We start from the raw sequence: 19,565 nt of genomic DNA on the forward strand, positions 1-19,565 counted from the left end.
TAGACTAAACATAATACTTTTAACTGGTAGTATCTCGCTAACCATATATATTTAGACTAAGTATAGTACATTTTACTGATAGAGTTAATTAAAATAAATCTTCTTCAAGAGTTGTTGTTTTGCTTAGTTCTTCTTCAATATAGCCAACTTCATCAGTGGCTTCATCTTCGTCACGTGTGTCAATATAGATACTAATAAGCGCTAGTCCGCCTTCTTCATTGAGGGTTGCAATGGCACTCATAGGACCATAGGTTAAAATAAGGCCATCTTCTTCATCGCGAATGATATGAGGTACCGCATCAAAGTGTTGGTTCATGAGCTGATCAAAGTAATCTTCTACATCAAGGCCACTTTCAAGGGTGATGGATTCAGCATCGCCTTTTTGGAATACAACACGTGTGTCTTCATCGATGTACTGATAAAAATCATCCACATCGACATTCGCTGTTTCAAGCCACATGCTGAGGGCTGTAATCCAATCCTTTACCGTAGTTGGTGCAGAAATAAAAGCATACTCGCTTTCATCATCGCCAAAATGAAGATCATCATACTCAATACTATAGTTTTCCTGACTAGATACAATGCGGTCTACGAGCCCCTCATCATTTACATCTACAAAAATCATGTACACATAGTTATCGCCGCTTTCATAAGAAACAGTCAAACCATGACGGCCTTCATGGAATAGCGCATCCTCCTCGTACACATCGGTAATATGCATCACCTTGCACGTAACAGGCACATTATCTGCCTTAATAGACTCAGTCATAGAGGATAAAAACTCAATACTTTCATTACGATTGCGGCCAATAATACCACGCCCTGTGGACATGTATTCGCAATCCTCGGCTAGAATATTTTCAATGCCGTGAATATCTGCGGATTCAAGAATAGATTTTATCAATAAAAGAGCTTGTATTTCAGTCATACTACGCCTCCTATACGCTGTAATAATTACTGCTACTATTGTAACACAATTATAGTAACAAATACGGCTATTCTCTTGATTTTCTCCATATTTATCATATACTTATAAAGTATATAGATTTCGTATTGGAGGTCCCCATGAAATATACAACCATCGTTTTTGATTGCGACGGCACATTGCTCGATACGGCTACAGATTTAGCAAATGCTGTAAATCATGTACTACGTACACATAACTTCCCTGAAAAGTCTCTAGCAGAGGTTAAGGCAGCACTTGGTAATGCAGTAACGTACTTGATGCGTCAATGCTTGCCTAGTACAGTATCAGATCATGAATTAGAACCATATATTGAGGAGTTCAAAATCTACTATGGAGAACATCTAAAAGATACTACAGCACCATATCCTGGCATCTTAGATATGCTAGATGCATTGCGTGAAAAAGGCTATAAATTAGCCATTGTATCTAATAAAATTCAAGAAGGTGTTACACCTTTAAATAAAGAATATTTTGGCGATCGCTTACCTGTTGCTATTGGTGAAAGACCAGGATTACAACGTAAACCAGCACCAGACATGGTACTCCAAGCATTAAAAGAGTTAAACTCTACTCCTGAAGAATCTATCTATGTTGGTGACTCTGAAGTTGACGTTGCTACTGCAGAAAACTCCGGCCTACTATGTATCGGTATTACCTGGGGCTTTAGAGAAGAATCTCTCCACCAAGAACTAGGCGTAACACACATTGCTCGTAAAGCAGAAGATATTCTAAGCATTGTGGAAAACTTAAATAAATAAGGTACAAAGTTATAATCATTAATCTATAACAAATTCATATAAATTAAACGATTTACATCTTAAAACCGCTCAAAAATGGGAATTAAAATATTAGATTTCTCATTTTTCGCGGTTTTTCTTTTATTCTTTCTAATCTATTTCAATTTTCACATTATATTTTTTACGCATAAATACTATCCTTAATCTATTGCCTTAAAAATGTGATATATATTACATTTATGAGGCAGTACTTTCACATGTACACGCCGTCAATTCAATAGTTAGTGTATTGAACTTAAGGCCTATAAATAGCTCCATTCTTAGCTAATCTTATAGAGATTGGCAGTAAGATTTCCATCAATTGAATCATTAGTATGATATAATATTATTTTGTATACTAAGTTATGTATTTGAAAGGAGGAAAATATAATGCAACAATCATGGAAAATTGCATTTGCCTACATAGGTGTTATTGTAGGTGCAGGACTCTCGAGTGGACAAGATCTTCTACAATATTTTATAAGTTTTGGCCAAATAGGTCTTATTGGTGTTCTATTACTAGGTCTATTAAATGCCGCATTTGGTAAAATCATGCTTTCTTTGGGGAGCTACTATCGTGCAGACAATCATGAAGAAGTTTTTACACAGATTTCCCATCCAATCATTACAAAAATCCTTGATTTTGTTCTAATCGCTGGTAGTTTTATTATGGGCTTCGTTATGATAGCCGGTGCAGGATCAAACTTAGAACAACAATTTGGACTTCCTTTTTGGGTTGGCGGATTAATTTGCTCACTTTTAATCATAACCGTATCATTTATGGACTTTGATAAAATTACCAGTGTTCTAGGTGTTTTTACACCTATTATGATTGTAATGATATTCATCATTACAGGTTACTCTTTTATTGGTAAAAGTCATGATTGGACTACATTAGAGGCTATAGCCCACACAATCAAACCAGCCACAAGCAATGTATGGTTTTCTGTCATTAATTATTATTCTCTATGTGCTATGACAGCTGTTTCTATGGCCTTTATTTTAGGTGGTTCTGTTGTTCGAATTGGTATTGCAGAAAAAGGTGGCACTCGTGGCGGCCTATTAGTCGGATTAGTTGTTTTTATAGCTGCTATCTCTATTTTTGCCAATCTAGATACAGTAAAAGATGCAGATTTGCCGATTCTTGCTATTGCCAATCAAATTCATCCTTGGCTAGCATATATATATGCAATCACAGTCTTTTCACTTATTTTTAATACAGCATTCTCTCTTTTTTATTCTATTGCTAGACGTTTTGCCAACGGCAGCACAAAAAGAATGAGAATTATTATTATTTCTGTAGTAATCATAGGATATATATGTAGTTTCTTTGGTTTTAAAGATTTGATTAGTATCCTCTACCCAATTCTCGGTTATATGGGACTATTACTCCTAATTATTCTTATTTATGGCTGGCTCCGCGATCGTAAAGATATCATTATGGAAAAACTCTTCCGAAGAAAGATGCTCCATTTATCATTAAAAAAACATAGTCCTCACAAAAATCTTTCAGAAAAAGAACGCGAACTATTCCATACATTAGGTGATATTAGTCAAGCAGATACAAAATCTCTTAAAGAAGATATTCATAATGAAGCAAAAGAAATACTTTCAAATACGGAAACAGTTCAAGAGCTAAAAGACTATGTAGAAGAGCATCTCTCAATAGACGAAGAAGTTATACATCAAAATATCAATATTCTACAAGAACAACAGGAAGAATCAAAATCAACTGAATCTTCTAAAGGTAGACCTATCAAAAAGTCCAATATAAATAACAATGAAGTAAAATGAATAACGAGGAAATAATGACAGGTGTGGAATTAGAAATTATACTAAAAGCTGGGAAAATACTACTTAGCAGTGGCGCCGAAATCAGTCGTACAGAGGATACTATGAACTACATAGCACGAGCTATGAATTTTAAATATTTAGAAGCCTACGTATCCAATAGAGGTATTTTTGCAACTGCTAAGAAAGCTGATGGAACTGAAATTACTCGTATTTATAACGTTCCTGAAGTCGATATTAACCTCAGTAAAATTGAATCTGTTAATGCTCTCTCCCGACGTATCACACAAAAAAATATTACTATTGAGGAGATTGAAAGTGAACTTAATCAAATTGATACCATGTCAGACTATTCTTTTTTTTGGAGATTAGTAGCTTATACGTTAGGAGCTTCGGGCTTTAGCTATGCAATTGGTAGTTCAATAACAGACTCTATAATTGCAGGTATTATAGGCTTAATATTAGGCGTCTATATGTGTACCATCAAACGCATACTTAGCTCTGATGTATTGATTACCATTTTAGGTAGTATTCTAATAGCCTTATTGGGTAATCTCTTTATCCACTTTGAATTAGGCTCCAACCTATCAGTTATATTACTAGGAGCCATGATTGACATTGTTCCCGGAGTTCCTTTCGTCAATGCTATTAGAGAGTATAGCCAGAATAACTATAATACAGGAATAACCCTTATGATGGGCGCGTTACTTACCTGTATTTCAATGGCTGTAGGAGTCGCAGTAGTACAATCACTACTCTTCAACACACAAATGATTCCTCTTTATACCTCTAATTTAGATACTAATTCCTTAGCCTCTATGTTTATGCGTAGTATAATGGCTGGTATTGGTACGACAGCATTTGCAATCTTATTCCGTGTAGCTAAACAACATTTTATCGATTGTACAATATTAGGATTCATCTCATGGTTCTTGTTCTTAACATTATCTTCACTACAGTCTAATGTTATGCTCTCCATATTCATCAGTGGTTTTATCATCGCCATAGCATCAAGAATATTGGCTGTTAAACGGAAATGCCCTGCTATAGTTTTCCTAATGACTAGCTTATTCCCTTTACTACCAGGGCTCAGCTTTTATCGATCCATTTATTATATGCTAATGGGACAAGAAACTATTGCCATTAGCTTCGCAAAAGAATCCTTTTTGATAGCTTTTACAATTGCTATATCTATCGTAATTGTAAAACATATAAAACCACCACGAATCAAAAAACACACTTATAAGTAATATAACCTTATAACAAATTCATGTAAATTACTTGCCCGACAAAAGAGGTTCCTATAAGTCACTACTGTGACCATTAGGAACCTCTTTTATTTATAACTATATTGTGCTAATTAGATATCACTTATTTATAACTGAACTGCGCATCCATAATCATTTGGCGCAACTGCTCAATGCGAATACCTTCAGGTAGCTTGTCTCTATAAAACTGCAAATTATAATAGTAACGAGTATCTTCATAATCAGTAACTAATACCATATCCATCCTATTATGTAATGGCCAGCCATACATAAATTCGGCTAGCAAACTACGCACGCCATCATTATTGACCTCTATTACATCATGCTTAACAGGCAATACCATCTTAACTGTAGGTTCAGGAACCGTTCTATCTTCAATAATCTTCTTAACCTCTTTATCTAAGGATGCACTACTTTTATCAATAGATCTAGCCTTTACATGCATAAATACTCCATCAGAGGTTCTAAACGCCCTACCATCAATGTCCTTTGTTTCACCCTGTGTTTCGATAGCATTCTTTAATACTCGGAATTGATACGGTCCATAAAACTTTGTATCTGTAATAGCATCTAATGCCGCATCATATTGACCATTATGTACATTCGTAACATACATAACAGGATTTATATCGCTAGCTTGTGAAAGCATTGGTACGGCTAAACACAAGCCTAAGCTTATTAATGTAATACAACGTTTCATATGAGTCTCCCTCTCCCTAAAAACTATTATCTTATTTGTATTGTAACATAATTAATCTATTCCATTATAATAGTTACAAAACGAAAGAGGTTCCTATTGGTCACCTAGGTGACTATTAGGAACCTCTAATCTATTTACTTTTATTATTTACACATCTATATTGAAATTGAGGCCTCTAAATGGGTCCAGCCTTTGCTAATCTTCTAGAGATTGGCGGTGAGAGATTACATGAAAAAAGGCCCGACATAGAAGTCAGACCGTTTCTTCAATTTTAAATTACTAGAAGCGAAGTCTGGCGACCAAACCATTTATGCCTCACTTTGATATAAATTATATCATATCTAAATAGGGAAGGGAATTAGACAATTTCCGTCCCTATTTAGTTTATAAACCTTACAGTTGTTATAACAGAGTGACTTATATCATCGACAAGATATAGTATCAATTGATATACTAATAATATATTCCTACTGGGCTGACGGATTCGTAGAATTGACTACATGCACAGTAGCACACATCGTGTGATAGCCGACCGTCTGGGCAAACTTTTGTTCAGGCGGTCTTTTTTTATTTTCTTGTAGCAAATAATACTGTACAAAGTTTTAATCATTTCACCTATATGAAAGGAGTTTTCTTATGAGAAATCGTTGGCTTATTGCACTAGCAGCCATTGGTCTACATATATCTATCGGTAGTGTGTACGCATGGAGCGTGCTCACACGACCTATTATGGCAGATATGGGCTTTACTATGTCACAAACAACATGGACCTTCTCCCTAGCTATCCTGATGCTTGGACTTTCTGCAGGCTTTTTAGGATCCTTTGCAGAAAAAATAGGTCCTAAGAAAAGCGGCCTTCTTGCCATGTTATTCTGGGTGACAGGACTATTAGGTACTGCTTATGCACTTAGTGTCCATAATCTTACCTTACTCTATCTATTCTATGGTATCATCGGTGGTATCGGACTAGGTATTGGTTATATAACACCAGTATCTACACTGGTAAAATACTTTCCTAATCGCCCAGGATTTGCTACGGGATTAGCTATTATGGGTTTTGGATTTGCTTCACTCATTGCAGGACCACTTATGCAATTCCTCGTAGCTCAAGTTGGATTAGTAAATAACTTCATTATCCTCGGCGTAATCTATCTAGTGGTTATGGGCGCCTCTTCTCTCTATTTGAAAGCACCTCAACCAAAACAACCACCTCGAACTACGAAAGATAAATCCACTATGTACGTTCATAACCATGGCATGCTAGCCAATGATGCTATGAAAACTTGGCAATTTGGTGCCCTTTGGTGGATTTTCTTTATTAATAGTACCTGTGGTATAGGTCTTCTATCCTTAGCGTCCCCTATGGCACAAGAAACCATTGGTATGACGCCTGCAGCGGCTGCATCACTAGTTGGTATCATCGGTATCTTCAATGGTGGAGGTCGCATTGCATGGTCTACTATCTCCGACTACTTTGGCCGAGCACAAACTTACATACTATTCTTTATTATACAAATCATCGCATTCTACGTACTTGCCGAAACCAATAATGCTCTAACATTCCAAGTTTTAATTCTTCTCATTATCACCTGCTATGGCGGCGGATTCGCCTGTATGCCAGCATATCTTGCAGACCTCTATGGCATACGCCAACTCTCCACTATTCATGGCCGCATTCTAACCGCTTGGGGATTAGCAGGTATCGTTGGTCCTATGCTCGTGTCATACTTTCACGAAGCAGGATATGGATATACTACAGCCTTAATATGCTTTGCTCTTCTATTCGTATTAAATGCAATTATTGCTATAATCTTAAAAATATATGGCAAACGAGGTCTGCATAACTGATACTTAATTCTAGTACTATAAAATTGTAAATGAATTATCACAACCAAAATCCCCCGAATTAATTACAAATCTAAAGAGGTTCCTATTGGTCACCCAGGTGACTATTAGGAACCTCTAATCTATTTACTTTTATAATTAACAGCACTATATTGAACTTGAGGCCTCTAAATGGGGCCAGCCTTTGCTAATCTTCTAGAGATTGGCGGTGAGAGAACGCATGAAAAAAGGCCCGACATAGAAGTCAGACCGTTTCTTCAAATTTTTACTTTAGAAGCGAAGTCTGGCGTCGAAACCATTTATGCCTCACTTTGATATAAATTATATCATATCTAAACAGGGAAAGAAATCGTATGATTTCTTTCCCTGTTATCATTGTGCGCCAAATAGGCATATATATGTTTATTAGGCTCCACTATTTTATTACTTATTGCAATTCAAGATAAGCTAAGACTTTAATCTTAGATTAAATAAGTCAATATCTCTATTATATATATCTCCAGTATTTAACAACTTTACATCTAACAACATATTTTTTAGTTGCTCCAAAGTATAATAGCCATTTACTCGATATGAAACAATATGACGATATTCATAGTCCTTATCGCGTGTTATAAATTCTAATCTACCCTCTCCATTAGATAATTCATAATCCAATAATAACCCCGGAATACCATCAAACCAGACGAAGCTTTTACTAATCCGAGACAATCTAATCTCTTTATTTAAGGTATGACCATATAAAGAATTAATATACTCAATATGGGTCTCAAAGTTATATGGATCATCTGGTTTGGCATTCAATAAAAAATGCTGTTGCTTATCATGTAGTGGAATCATCTGAAGGACTTGATTTACTCCATGTGGTCCTTTATGCGTTACAGTATAAGATTTAGATCCATATATACTGTCCTTATCTGTCGATTCTGTACGAGTTGAACCATTTAGTATCCGATACTGTAAATTCTTCGACATCGTAATAGTAGAAAATTCGTTAAGTCTATTCAAGGAACGTACCGAAGGCAATACATAATTGGCAAGAATTCTATTGGCTTTTATATTACGTTCTGACTCTGATTCAGATCCTGCAACATACGTACCAATACTATGACTAGTATTAGGATTATCTTTGCTTGTAAAAGTAATGCCTACAATAGTACCTTGATTTGATTTATCCAAATTAGTAACGTTTAGATTCCAATATTTTGTATTATCTAATTTTTTATAAATAAATGTTCTTTCAGAACCACCTTTTTCAACAACATTATAATCTCTAGCGACATATGTACTGCCAGTAAGACCTTCTAAGGTATAGTTATGTTCACTATTTTGAATCTTAAATATACTTGAAAATGGAACTGTGAGCTGTATCCCACTATTTTCTGTATGTTCTATTATTTCTGTTTGTCCATCTATTGGCGTCATAAACTGCTTAAAATCATGGCGTAACGTTTTCTCCAATTCAGCATCATCAGATATCTTACGCCATTCTTTTAATTTTTCAAAAGTACCATCAGCTTTAATTTGATTAATCATAGCCTGTGTACTAGCAATTTGCTCCAATGCGATTTTAGGACTAAGATATACATAATCTTTATACTCATCTTCAGGTATTTTGGAGTTTGCACCAGGTAGGTCTACATCTATAGCATGACAAGATACACAAATTGAACTCAATACAATAGCACTTAATAATAATCGTTTTAACATATACATCTCTCCAAAAATAGTAATTTTAACTGTATTGTAACATAATAAGAACACAATTATGAATACGATTACAAAACGAAAAAGGTTCCTATTGGTCACCTAGGTGACTATTAGGAACCTCTAATCTATTTACTTTTATTATTCACAACATTATATTGAACTTGAGGCCTCTAAATGGGTCCAGTCTTTGCTAATCTTCTAGAGATTGGCGGTGATCAATATAAGTACATACAAAGTGTTATCGTTAATGATTTCCTTTGGTATACTTGTAGCGACCATTATCATGGCAGCTAAATAAATTGACGTCTAGCTAAAGCTAGCTTTTCACGGCATTAAGCCATGAAAAAAGGCCCGACTGTGAAGTCAGACCGTTTCTTCAAATTTTTACTTTAGAAGCGAAGTCTGGCGTCCAAACCATTTATGCCTCACTTTGATATAAATTATATCATATCTAAACAGGGAAAGAAATCGAAAGAGTTCTTTCCTTGTTTTATTGTTATAACTTAAAACTTTTCCCAATCAAAAGCTTCAATCGTTTCTCTTAGCTTGCAATCAATATCGCGTACCCACTCAATAAACGGTTGTCCTTTATTTTCATCCCAAGAGGCTAACACTTGTTCAATACCAATATGAATCAAGGTATTTTCATAATAGTTACCATGTTGAGGTCTAGTAACACATTGATTATAAGCTCGACTTAATGTCTCCAATTCATTCGAAATGGCTTTATCAATCATAGTAATAAGCTGAGCATATACCCTTTTACGTAATACCTTTCCGGCTTCGCTTGAGTCATTATTATAATATCGCAGTGATAGATATAAACCTTTTGAGTCATGATCTACGCGCCAAAACATCCAAGGCTTAAAGCTAGTTGGCGGGTCAGACCAGATATCCTCTGCTTCTATCCGACTCCAAAAACGACGGTTAGTCCAAGGACTGCCGCCCTGATTTGTACCGGTACTATATTAATTGGTATATGTACTCATATCTTTCCATAACCAAGTTCCATCCAAACTTTCATTATCAAATAGAACCTGTAGAAAACCATGCTGCGTTATACGTTCCCACTTAATATAATGACAATCTTCATCATCATATTTTCCATCAATCTTAGATACAGCTTGATACCAATCTAGTTGATTTTTTAAGTGCTCACAATATCCTCTTAAAATATCACTTTCACAGTCATGATAATGCTTCAAGATATCCCAAAACATAGGACCAGTTAAATAATTATCCACTGAAGCACTATGAGCTACTTGCCAATCATAATCAAAGTAATAGCCTGTCTTAAAATAGACCGTATGAATATGATAATTTACTATATCAGCATGTTCAATATTAAGTTCTAGTAACTTAAAAGCTTTTTCTAATTTACTATAAGCATTACAAGGTTTCTTATTTTTAAAAACATCCTCAAGAGACTCTCTATAAAATTCAATTTGATTCCCATGCTCACTAGTACTTGTTTTATCTTCTATGATAATAGCTAACTTATATTGAGGAATTATAGCTAATACATCAATATTTAACACTTGTTGAACTAAAATAATTTTATCTATTGAATTAATATCTACATTTATTAATTGATTTTTTTCTGACAAGTTATCTATTAGCTTTGCTAGTAAATCTAAACCAAGTTGACGATATCTATGTGTAGTTACATTATCTGGTTCATTAATCCAATTAAGACACCAGCAAATAAAAGCATCTTGAGATAACTCGCCGGTGGCAAAAGAAAATATATTATTCATAAATTTATTGCAACTCCGATTTAATATTTTTTAGTAATTATCCGCTATAATAATATTATTATACTATTGATTTTCCAAAAATGAAAATTAAGTGAACCATTATGAATTAAGAATATAAGGCTAACAATAAATATGATTATCTACTCTTCCACAAAACAAGATTTTATCCAAGATTTTGAACAAGGTGTCTTGGTCAAAAAATTACATCAAACATTAACAGAGAAATATCGTCGTGTTGGCGAATCTGAGATTCATTCATGGCAAACTTCTTTATCTTATATGGCTAATGTTATGCGTGATTTTGCTATACCGGACTTAGCTGGTGTTGCTATCGAATATATTGTTCCAAATACGCAAAAACGTGTAGACTTCATTATTACAGGACTAGATCAAGAGAATAAAGAGCATGTAGTTATTGTGGAGCTTAAACAATGGGGCGAAGCTTTCAAGGTAACAGATAAAGATAATATTGTATCAACCTACCTTGGCGGTGGAATTCGTGAAGTAACCCACCCTTCTTATCAAGCTTGGTCTTATTGTAGTCTTATTGAAAACTTCAATGAGGATGTGCAGAATCGACCTATTGAGTTACATCCATGTGCTTTTTTGCATAATTTTGATGAAAGTATATCTCCTGAGCTCCGTGACCCCATCTATCATAGTATTTTAGATATTTCTCCAATGTTCACATTGGGCCAGATGGATAGCTTACGTAACTTTATCAAAACCTATATTCCAAAGCCTGATACTACAAATATCATGGAGTCCATTGAACATGGTAAGTTGAGACCATCAAAATCACTTCAAGATTCTATTTTAAATATGTTAAAAGGCAATAAGGAGTTTATTCTTATTGATGATCAAAAGGTTGAGTTTGAACAAATAAAAAAAGCGGCGCTTGATGCTATTAAAAATAATCAAAAAACGGTGTATATAGTTCGTGGTGGTCCTGGTACTGGTAAAAGTGTAGTAGCGATCAACTTATTAGCAGAATGTATTCATAATGGTTATATGGCACAGTATATTACTTCAAATGCTGCTCCACGAAATGTATATAGCACCATGCTACAAAAAGGATTTAAGAAAACAGATATTAAAGCACTATTCCAAAGTAGTGGCACCTTCCATACACGGAAAAAGAACGAACTTCAAATTGCAATTGTTGATGAAGCTCATAGATTACGTGAAAAATCTGGTATGTTCCAAAACCAAGGTGAAGATCAAATCAAGGAAATCATTAACGCCTCTATCTTTAGTGTATTCTTTATCGATAGAAATCAACGTGTTACCTTTAATGATGCTGGTACAATTGATAAAATCCGAAACTTTGCACAAAAGCAAAATTCACTAATATATGAAGGTGTACTAGAATCTCAATTCCGTTGTAATGGCTCAGATGGCTATTTAGCATGGCTTGATAATGTACTACAAATTGCAGAAACAGCTAACTACGACGGATTTGAAGGTGATTATGATTTTAAAATCTTTGATAACCCTCATGAAATGTATGATGCTATAAAAGAAAAAAACAAAATAAACAATAAATCTCGAGTTCTAGCAGGTTATTGTTGGGACTGGCCTAAAGAAGGTCGCATGACATCGCTCGTAAAAGATATCCAAATACCAGAACATAATTTTGGAATCAGTTGGAATCTAGGTAACTCTGATACATATGCTATTGATCCTGACTCTATCAATGAAGCTGGATGCATTCATACTACTCAAGGCCTTGAATTTGAATACGTAGGTGTAATTATTGGTGATGATCTACGTTATGAAAACGGCAAACTCATTGTGGACATTAATAAACGTGCAAAAACAGATCAATCTATTAAAGGTATCAAAAAACTTTTAAAGGAAAATCCTGAAGAAGCACAACGTATTGCTAATGAGATTGTGAAAAATACCTACCGAACATTAATGACACGAGGCCAAAAGGGCTGTTATATTTACTGTATAAATAAAGAGCTATCTAACTATTTTAAACTAGCATATAACCATCAATTGAGCTATACTTACAACGAACCTCAAGTTGTTCTATCAGAACAACCACTGGCGGCCGATAAAACAAATTCTAATATAGATAAACTTAATCTCAAGTTAGATAAGTAAGAAAATAGAGAGCCAGTAGTGCTATTTCTATAGCACTACTGGCTCTCTCATATTTAAAACAAATTTAATCTACATACATTAACTATTTACTTCTTCCTCACCAACTGATAACTCATATCCACTAACATTTTAAGTTTCTCTATATCTTCATATCTTTCAATATCCACCGAGATCCAGTGTTGTTTATTCATATGATACGCAGGGTAGATTCCACTTTCACGAATTAGGGTAGGAATTAATTTACTGCTTTTTAGGAAATAAAGTCATATTAACCACACCGCTTAGTACAGCTAACATACCGACTAAACTTTCTGAGTATTTATCTTTATCATTTACATTATCTACGTATTGGACCATATCACATAAATCTTTTGACGATACTTTATAATCTAAATCTGACATGATATAGCGCATATATAAATACTTATTCTCTATTTCTTTAACACTTGCTGATATTGATTAAATTCAGCCTTAGCCACATTAATTATTTTTCTATATAAATCCTGATTAACTTCCATATCTGTATAACGAATAAACTCACCAGTTTTATCAAATGGTTTCGATTTCGAAGCAAATGGATTAACATGAGAAGCCACGCCAGCTTCTCTCCCAATAATTAATGAATCATGGTATGGATTTACATAAAACAGATAGTAAGTGCCTAAATGGCTTCCACCAGATGCACAATAAGCCACAGGAACTAGTCCATAATCCTTAAATGTACGCATAGAATATGCTGCTACTTCAGATACAACACCATCATTTATAGACATATCTGCAACAACCCAACCATTGTAAGGACCGTAGCCCTCGCCTTTACCAACTATCTCAGATGTTCTTGCTTGACAACTAAAAGCAATTGTACTAATAGCTAGTAGTGCTAATAATAACTTTTTCATTTAATTATTTCCCTCCTGAATTCTCTCAAATACTATATATATAGAATATCATATTTTATTTGACTCATAGTAGTATACTATATGTATAGGAAGAAGGAGATGATATCTATGAAATTTACAAAACGTATAATTGTCATGACATTCTTAGCCGTGACTGCTGCTGTATCTACAGGATTTGCTTACGATTATGTATGCAATAACTCTCAGTACAATTGCAACACTAACACACAATACAACTGCAATAACAATGCGAACAATACTAACTATGCACCATGCAACAATAACAATCAAAATTATTGCGGTTCAAACTCTAATACTAGAGGATGCGGCGGATATAGAAGATAATATGGTAAACACGATAAAGGCCTATAGTACTAAACATGTACTATAGGCTTTTGTCATATACTTTCAGAAGATAAGAAAAATATTAAAATAGTACCTATTAACAAATTTGGCTACTTATGCCCCACCAACCGATAGCTCATATCCACTAGTATTTTAAGTTTCTCTATATCTTCATACCCTTCAATATCCACCGAGATCCAGTGTGTTTTATTCATATGATACGCAGGATAGATTCCGTTTTCATGGATCAGATTAGGAATCAAGTCAGATTCGCATTTTAGATTGACTATATTCATAGGTTCATTTGTATCATGACCTACTTGATAGCCTTTAATAGCAAAAATTCCAGCAAACCATTTTTGGTTATCCCTACGGCGGACAACCATATAGTCAGGGTATCTCTCCCAGGGATATTTAACATTACAGACATATTCTTGTTGTATGTATTGAAGTAATTCATTACGATTCATAATTTTCTACCGCGTTTTAGAAAAGTCCATATCAAACATATCTTTTGGTATAGCTGCCATACCTGGTAGACTTCTTGAGTATTTATCTGCATCATTTGCATTATCTACATATTGAACTATGTCACGCAGATCTTTTGCTGGCGTCTTATAATCAAAGTCCGCCATTATAAAGTGTGTATACAAATATTTATCGTCATACAGCGATTGAATGTACATTCTAGATGTAGAACGTTCTACCTCCATATAGATGGCCGGAGTAGCATCATTCCAAACTGTAGCGTATTGGATTGGTTTATAATCAGAATAAGGCTTATACATAATGAAATGTTGTATTAATTTAGAGTTAATTTTATGGCGATTTGCTAACTCCTCTGGCCGTAACTCTCTGACCATAATGCCTTCACGATAACTTTTACCATCATAAATATAAATTGAATCATTATCCGGACCATGATATGTCAAATTACTTGATTTTAATGTTTGGAATGTAAATCCATTTATAGTTATTGGTTTAGTTTTGGAAAGTAACTGTTTAGCTGGTTCAATAGATGGTAAAACATAATTAACTAATGGAGACATTAATTCTTTATACACATATTCCTGATCATGTTTCTTTAACAGTTCTACTTCTCTTTTTTTAGACAAATCATAACTTATACGATAATACATAGAAGGCTCTGATTTAACGCTAAAGTTAATTGCCCCTTCTAAAGCACCAGTTTGCGTTGGACTAATCTCCCATGTAGCATGTTTAATAGTAGGATATGAAAAGGAGTTTCCTTTTATGGAGTTTTCATTATCCCTACGAATGGTATAATGTAAATTTCCATCAATCAAAAGAATATTTCCTTTTTTAACATCTGTAGTTAATGGGTCCCCTTCCACAGTTTTACCAAACTGACTACTCACAGGCATCGTAAATTTAATATTTGCACCATTACCTTTAAGAATAAAAACAGAGGACGAGAAATTTACGGAATGATTCAGTTCCTCAGTAATGTATACTAACTCATCCATTGACCATTTTCCAGGCATATTGTTAGTATATTTTGCCTTAATTTGACTACCTACATCTACTTCCATATCCTTAGCAGTTTTATCAACTTTACGATAGTTTTGATACGCATCCTTTGAAATTGATGGATCTGCACCGGGAATATTCACATCAACAGCATAACTAGATACACTAACGGCACTTAATATTACAGCACTTAGTAATAATCGTTTTAACATATACAGCTCTCCATAAAATAGTAATCTATAAAACAATTTTCTTTAATTTAGTTCATAACTGGTATCATATTTTCAAAACTTGTGCCATATGCTTCTTTAAAAATATAATTTCCCACTACGTATTTAGGATCACGTAAAGCTACATCAATATATTGTTCTGCCCTATTATTAGAATTAGCAAAAGCTATACCTTCATAATTAAAGTCTTCTATACTATTCATAGTCAATCTCATACCAGAACCAGCTTGTTTGGCATAAATAAGCAAAGAATAATCTTGTGAATACTGTGGTACACGCAATATGCTAGCTACTGTATGTCTTATATCATATCGATATGTAACTAAAACCTTATGAATATATGGATTAAGTCTATGACTATTTTTATTTTCAACCTCATATACAACTGCTTGAACTTTATAAATAGATTGATCTTCTTCAATACTTTTAATAGAACTCTTATCTACAAAATATGTGATAGAATTCTCACCTGTAATAATAGGAATATTATTTTTATTAATCTTTATATCTTGCATCGATATAGCCTGAATTTGTAATGGTAACACTATACAAGACAATAATAAAATGATAAGTATTTTTTTCATTATATTTCCTTCTCTCTTATCTATTTACATATACTTTTTATAATTTATAACTCTAGCATATCACATAATGAACTATTTCTTTCATTATATTAAAGCCTGTAATACTCAACATAAGTATTACAGGCTTTTATGCTATTTCAAGTTTATATTAGAACTCAACCTATCAATATACTATTTTCTAACCATTCATACGGTTAAAGTATTCTATGGCTTTTGGTGAGAATTCAACGAATGTATTCCCATAAGAGAATGGTCCCAATTCATATGGTTGATATACAAGACCTATAGCGCCTTTACCTTTCAAGTAGTAGTTGTCAGAAACATATTCTACATTCCAGTTAGGTAGTAAGTCTGCTTTTTTATGACCTTCACTGTAGAAGCGCAAAATCCCAGAGTTAATGCCTCGTTCTATTTGTTGTGGATTAGCAATTTTTACATAGTTATATAACGGAATTCTTTGACCCGTAATCTTGTTATATACTAAGCCTTTAGTGTTATACATACCATGTGCACTACCAGCATGGTAATGATAGGTAGTTAACAAAATAGATACTACTTGAGAGTCTTCATAGGTAACTTTATAATTTTGCTTTACCTGATATGCATGTTGATCGTAATAAACTGATTTTGCGTATAAAACATAGTTAGCAATGTCTGTATTAATTGCTTTTTGTGCAAACATATTATTGGTATATACCAATGGATATTTTAATTCCATGTTTACATCGGACTGACTACCTGTAACAAAAGTTGCATAGGTAGGTACCGCCAACATAACACCTAACAAAGAGGTCATACATAGTTTTTTAAAGATTCCCATAATACTGTCTCCTTTTAACAAACACCTTTAAATAGGTCATTACTGTGTTAGTTCTACAAGCTATGATAAAACTCCTCTTTTTCTATTTCACTTTTCTGATAATTTATTCATTATATAAAATAGCCAAAACTATCTACTATTTCACACTAAAGTGTTAGGAAGAACTCCGCCTAATACAGCAATAATAAGTCCAAGTACAATCATCCAAATTGATATAAACATTAGAACAAAGGAAGTATGTGTATAGATTTGTATAGTAAATTGATTATAATCAACCGCACCTTTAATTACCTTATCGCCTACTTTTTTCATAACTGTATCTAATACAAAGGGATCTTCTGTAATGGACAGTCTATAGGTACCTGGCCTCGCATCAAAGGTATATAATTCCATTCTTGAGTGAGTAATGCCATTAACTCGAGCGCGCATAATAGATAGAAATAAAGGAATTGTCCTTCCCGTTTTTTCATCAACTAAGTTAAAAGCAAATTCGCCAATAGGCGCCTTTGTAAACATTTTTCCACTAAGCCATAGGCCATAAGTACCTGCTCGCTCTAACGTAAAGGTGCCTTCTTTATTTACATAAGGCATTTCATAGAGCATCTTAGCTCTACCAAAGCGAATCGTGTATTTAATACCTAAATAAAACAAACAAAGACCCAAAGGTATCAACAGATAAAATAACTGTTCCATTACCTACTCCTCCTCTATTCTCCCGCTTTTACAGAACACAATATGTGTTTTCACTATATCATACTTTCACCATACAAAAAAGGACCCTCCAAAGAGAGTCCTTAGTCTGTATTGTTATGCTATTAAGCGTTTTTAGCTACTTCAACAAGTTTAGCGAATGCTGCTGCATCGTTAACTGCCAAGTCAGCCAACATTTTACGGTTAACTTCAACGCCTGCTTTAGCTAAACCAGCGATGAAACGGCTGTAAGTTGTGCCATTGATGCGAGCCGCTGCGTTGATACGAGCGATCCACAATTGACGGAATTCGCGTTTTTTCGCACGACGGTCACGACGAGCGTAGTACAACGCTTTCATTACTGTTTCGTTAGCTTTTTTGAACAAACGGGAACGTGTACCGCGGTAACCTTTAGCTAATTTTAAAATCTTTTTATGACGTGCATGAGCTGTAACGCCTTTTTTCACTCTTGCCATTGTATATTCCTCCTAAATTACGATGTATCGATCTAATAGTTAACGATTAAGCGTATGGTAAGCATTTAGCTACGCGTTTGTGGTCAGCTTTTGCAACCAATGTAGCTTTACGCAAATTACGTTTACGAGCTGGAGATTTTTTCTCAAGAATGTGGCTTTTGAAAGCTTTTGCACGCTTGAATTCACCAGTACCAGTTACTGCGAAACGTTTAGCCGCTGCGCGACGAGTTTTAATTTTTGGCATAATTATAATCCTCCCAAAACATTATTTACTTACTAAAATCATGGTCATGTTACGACCTTCTAATTTAGCTGCTTTTTCAATAGACGCTGTTTCTTTGAGTTCTTCAGCGAAACGTGTCAACACTGCCATGCCTAGTTCTGGATGTGAAAGTTCACGACCGCGGAACATGATGGTTACTTTTACTTTGTTACCTTCACCCAAGAATTTGGATGCGTTTTTCATTTTTACGTAAAAGTCATGGTCTTCAATATGTGGACGTAACTTAACTTCTTTTAAAGTTACGATTTTTTGTTTCTTCTTCGCTTCTTTCTCGCGTTTTTGTTGTTCATAACGATATTTACCGTAGTTCATAATGCGAGCTACTGGTGGTTTAGCGTTAGGTGCAATTTCCACAAGATCAAGATGCTTTTCTTCAGCCAAAGCCAACGCTTCACGGCCAGACATGATGCCGATTTGTTCGTTTTCAGGACCTACGACACGAAGTTCACGAGCACGAATCTCTTCATTAATGCGTGGTGTATCCTTGCTAATAGCGTTCACCTCCAAGAGAATAAAAAAAACGGACGGCAAACACCATCCGAATAGAGTTCTCTATATTAACCTCATACTTCTTGGTATTAGGTGAGTGGCGGATGGCCTCTGCTTCATAAATTACTTAATTATAATAACAAATCGAATGGTGAAAGTCAACAATAATATTGAACTTTCAACAATAAATTTGTTATCACAACTTTTATAGTATAACAGACATTAGAAGTTCTGTATATAGGTATACTTACTGACACCTATCCCCTTTATGTATACAATATTCTTATAATTAAAATAACTAATTCTATAGAAAATACGATACAATAATATTC

At 34.3% G+C, this 19,565-nt stretch carries 21 protein-coding genes and 1 riboswitch; of the genes, 6 read left to right on the plus strand and 15 right to left on the minus strand.

Annotated features, from left to right (window positions below):
• Window positions 1-88: 88 nt before the first annotated feature.
• Window positions 89-928: a hypothetical protein gene (locus tag ACDF53_RS00005; RefSeq protein ID WP_295824752.1), complete on the minus strand. Its 840-nt coding sequence runs from the start codon at window positions 926-928 to the stop codon at window positions 89-91.
• 137 nt (window positions 929-1,065) lie between these two features.
• Here ACDF53_RS00005 and ACDF53_RS00010 point away from each other — a divergent pair, with 137 nt between their 5' ends.
• The 3 genes from ACDF53_RS00010 to ACDF53_RS00020 all read left to right on the plus strand — a co-directional run bounded on the left by ACDF53_RS00010 (window position 1,066) and on the right by ACDF53_RS00020 (window position 4,784).
• The gene (locus tag ACDF53_RS00010; RefSeq protein WP_370815120.1) at window positions 1,066-1,725 is read left to right on the plus strand and encodes an HAD family hydrolase; all 660 of its coding nucleotides are present in this window, start codon (window positions 1,066-1,068) and stop codon (window positions 1,723-1,725) included.
• 408 nt (window positions 1,726-2,133) lie between these two features.
• Window positions 2,134-3,537, plus strand: coding sequence for a hypothetical protein (locus ACDF53_RS00015; RefSeq protein WP_370815121.1), 1,404 nt, complete (start codon window positions 2,134-2,136; stop codon window positions 3,535-3,537).
• A 14-nt stretch (window positions 3,538-3,551) separates the two neighbouring features.
• Entirely contained in the window at window positions 3,552-4,784 is a 1,233-nt protein-coding gene (locus ACDF53_RS00020; RefSeq protein ID WP_370815122.1) for a threonine/serine exporter ThrE family protein, read from the plus strand.
• A gap of 121 nt (window positions 4,785-4,905) precedes the next feature.
• On the opposite strand, the gene ACDF53_RS00025 is transcribed toward ACDF53_RS00020, so the two are convergent.
• A complete protein-coding gene (locus ACDF53_RS00025; protein WP_370815123.1) occupies window positions 4,906-5,502 on the minus strand; it encodes a hypothetical protein in 597 nt (198 codons plus the stop codon).
• A 461-nt stretch (window positions 5,503-5,963) separates the two neighbouring features.
• A riboswitch (ZMP/ZTP riboswitch) is annotated at window positions 5,964-6,051 on the plus strand.
• Between the two features lie 87 nt (window positions 6,052-6,138).
• Between ACDF53_RS00025 and ACDF53_RS00030 the strand changes: the two genes are divergently transcribed.
• Window positions 6,139-7,350, plus strand: a complete 1,212-nt coding sequence (locus ACDF53_RS00030) for an OFA family MFS transporter (protein WP_370815124.1) — start codon at window positions 6,139-6,141, stop codon at window positions 7,348-7,350.
• Window positions 7,351-7,794: 444 nt separating this feature from the next.
• Here ACDF53_RS00030 and ACDF53_RS00035 read toward each other — a convergent pair whose 3' ends face one another.
• Window positions 7,795-9,057, minus strand: coding sequence for a hypothetical protein (locus tag ACDF53_RS00035; RefSeq protein WP_370815125.1), 1,263 nt, complete (start codon window positions 9,055-9,057; stop codon window positions 7,795-7,797).
• 247 nt (window positions 9,058-9,304) lie between these two features.
• On the opposite strand from ACDF53_RS00035, the gene ACDF53_RS00040 reads away from it, so the two are divergent.
• The gene (locus tag ACDF53_RS00040; protein WP_353511575.1) at window positions 9,305-9,355 is read left to right on the plus strand and encodes a hypothetical protein; all 51 of its coding nucleotides are present in this window, start codon (window positions 9,305-9,307) and stop codon (window positions 9,353-9,355) included.
• Window positions 9,356-9,560: 205 nt separating this feature from the next.
• Here the strand turns inward: ACDF53_RS00040 and ACDF53_RS00045 are convergent, their stop codons facing one another.
• Together ACDF53_RS00045 and ACDF53_RS00050 are read right to left on the minus strand one after the other, a co-directional pair.
• Window positions 9,561-9,914 (minus strand): hypothetical protein, encoded by a 354-nt coding sequence (locus ACDF53_RS00045; protein ID WP_370815126.1) that lies wholly within the window; start codon window positions 9,912-9,914, stop codon window positions 9,561-9,563.
• A 111-nt stretch (window positions 9,915-10,025) separates the two neighbouring features.
• Window positions 10,026-10,814 carry a PD-(D/E)XK nuclease family protein gene (locus ACDF53_RS00050; protein WP_370815127.1) on the minus strand — a complete coding sequence of 263 codons (789 nt, stop codon included), beginning with the start codon at window positions 10,812-10,814 and terminating at the stop codon, window positions 10,026-10,028.
• A gap of 132 nt (window positions 10,815-10,946) precedes the next feature.
• On the opposite strand from ACDF53_RS00050, the gene ACDF53_RS00055 reads away from it, so the two are divergent.
• On the plus strand, window positions 10,947-12,926 hold the full coding sequence (locus tag ACDF53_RS00055) for a DNA/RNA helicase domain-containing protein (protein WP_370815128.1): 1,980 nt from the start codon (window positions 10,947-10,949) through the stop codon (window positions 12,924-12,926).
• An 86-nt stretch (window positions 12,927-13,012) separates the two neighbouring features.
• Here ACDF53_RS00055 and ACDF53_RS00060 read toward each other — a convergent pair whose 3' ends face one another.
• The 10 genes from ACDF53_RS00060 to infC form a co-directional block, all read right to left on the minus strand.
• Window positions 13,013-13,162, minus strand: a complete 150-nt coding sequence (locus tag ACDF53_RS00060) for an MmcQ/YjbR family DNA-binding protein (RefSeq protein ID WP_370816172.1) — start codon at window positions 13,160-13,162, stop codon at window positions 13,013-13,015.
• A 195-nt stretch (window positions 13,163-13,357) separates the two neighbouring features.
• Window positions 13,358-13,825, minus strand: a complete 468-nt coding sequence (locus tag ACDF53_RS00065; protein ID WP_370815129.1) for a hypothetical protein — start codon at window positions 13,823-13,825, stop codon at window positions 13,358-13,360.
• A 455-nt stretch (window positions 13,826-14,280) separates the two neighbouring features.
• Entirely contained in the window at window positions 14,281-14,640 is a 360-nt protein-coding gene (locus ACDF53_RS00070; protein WP_370815130.1) for an MmcQ/YjbR family DNA-binding protein, read from the minus strand.
• A gap of 6 nt (window positions 14,641-14,646) precedes the next feature.
• Window positions 14,647-15,873 carry a hypothetical protein gene (locus tag ACDF53_RS00075; protein ID WP_370815131.1) on the minus strand — a complete coding sequence of 409 codons (1,227 nt, stop codon included), beginning with the start codon at window positions 15,871-15,873 and terminating at the stop codon, window positions 14,647-14,649.
• Between the two features lie 47 nt (window positions 15,874-15,920).
• Window positions 15,921-16,475, minus strand: a complete 555-nt coding sequence (locus ACDF53_RS00080) for a hypothetical protein (protein ID WP_370815132.1) — start codon at window positions 16,473-16,475, stop codon at window positions 15,921-15,923.
• Window positions 16,476-16,653: 178 nt separating this feature from the next.
• On the minus strand, window positions 16,654-17,295 hold the full coding sequence (locus tag ACDF53_RS00085) for a PdaC/SigV domain-containing protein (RefSeq protein WP_370815133.1): 642 nt from the start codon (window positions 17,293-17,295) through the stop codon (window positions 16,654-16,656).
• 141 nt (window positions 17,296-17,436) lie between these two features.
• Window positions 17,437-17,988: a hypothetical protein gene (locus tag ACDF53_RS00090; RefSeq protein WP_370815134.1), complete on the minus strand. Its 552-nt coding sequence runs from the start codon at window positions 17,986-17,988 to the stop codon at window positions 17,437-17,439.
• 122 nt (window positions 17,989-18,110) lie between these two features.
• Complete coding sequence (gene rplT, locus ACDF53_RS00095; protein ID WP_004696335.1) at window positions 18,111-18,461, minus strand: 50S ribosomal protein L20; 351 nt, start codon at window positions 18,459-18,461, stop codon at window positions 18,111-18,113.
• 46 nt (window positions 18,462-18,507) lie between these two features.
• Complete coding sequence (gene rpmI / locus ACDF53_RS00100; RefSeq protein ID WP_004696338.1) at window positions 18,508-18,705, minus strand: 50S ribosomal protein L35; 198 nt, start codon at window positions 18,703-18,705, stop codon at window positions 18,508-18,510.
• 21 nt (window positions 18,706-18,726) lie between these two features.
• Window positions 18,727-19,245: a translation initiation factor IF-3 gene (gene infC, locus ACDF53_RS00105; RefSeq protein ID WP_005386139.1), complete on the minus strand. Its 519-nt coding sequence runs from the start codon at window positions 19,243-19,245 to the stop codon at window positions 18,727-18,729.
• Window positions 19,246-19,565: the final 320 nt, after the last annotated feature.

It is taken from the genome of Veillonella sp. (assembly GCF_041333735.1).
Taxonomy (GTDB): Bacteria; Bacillota; Negativicutes; order Veillonellales; family Veillonellaceae; genus Veillonella.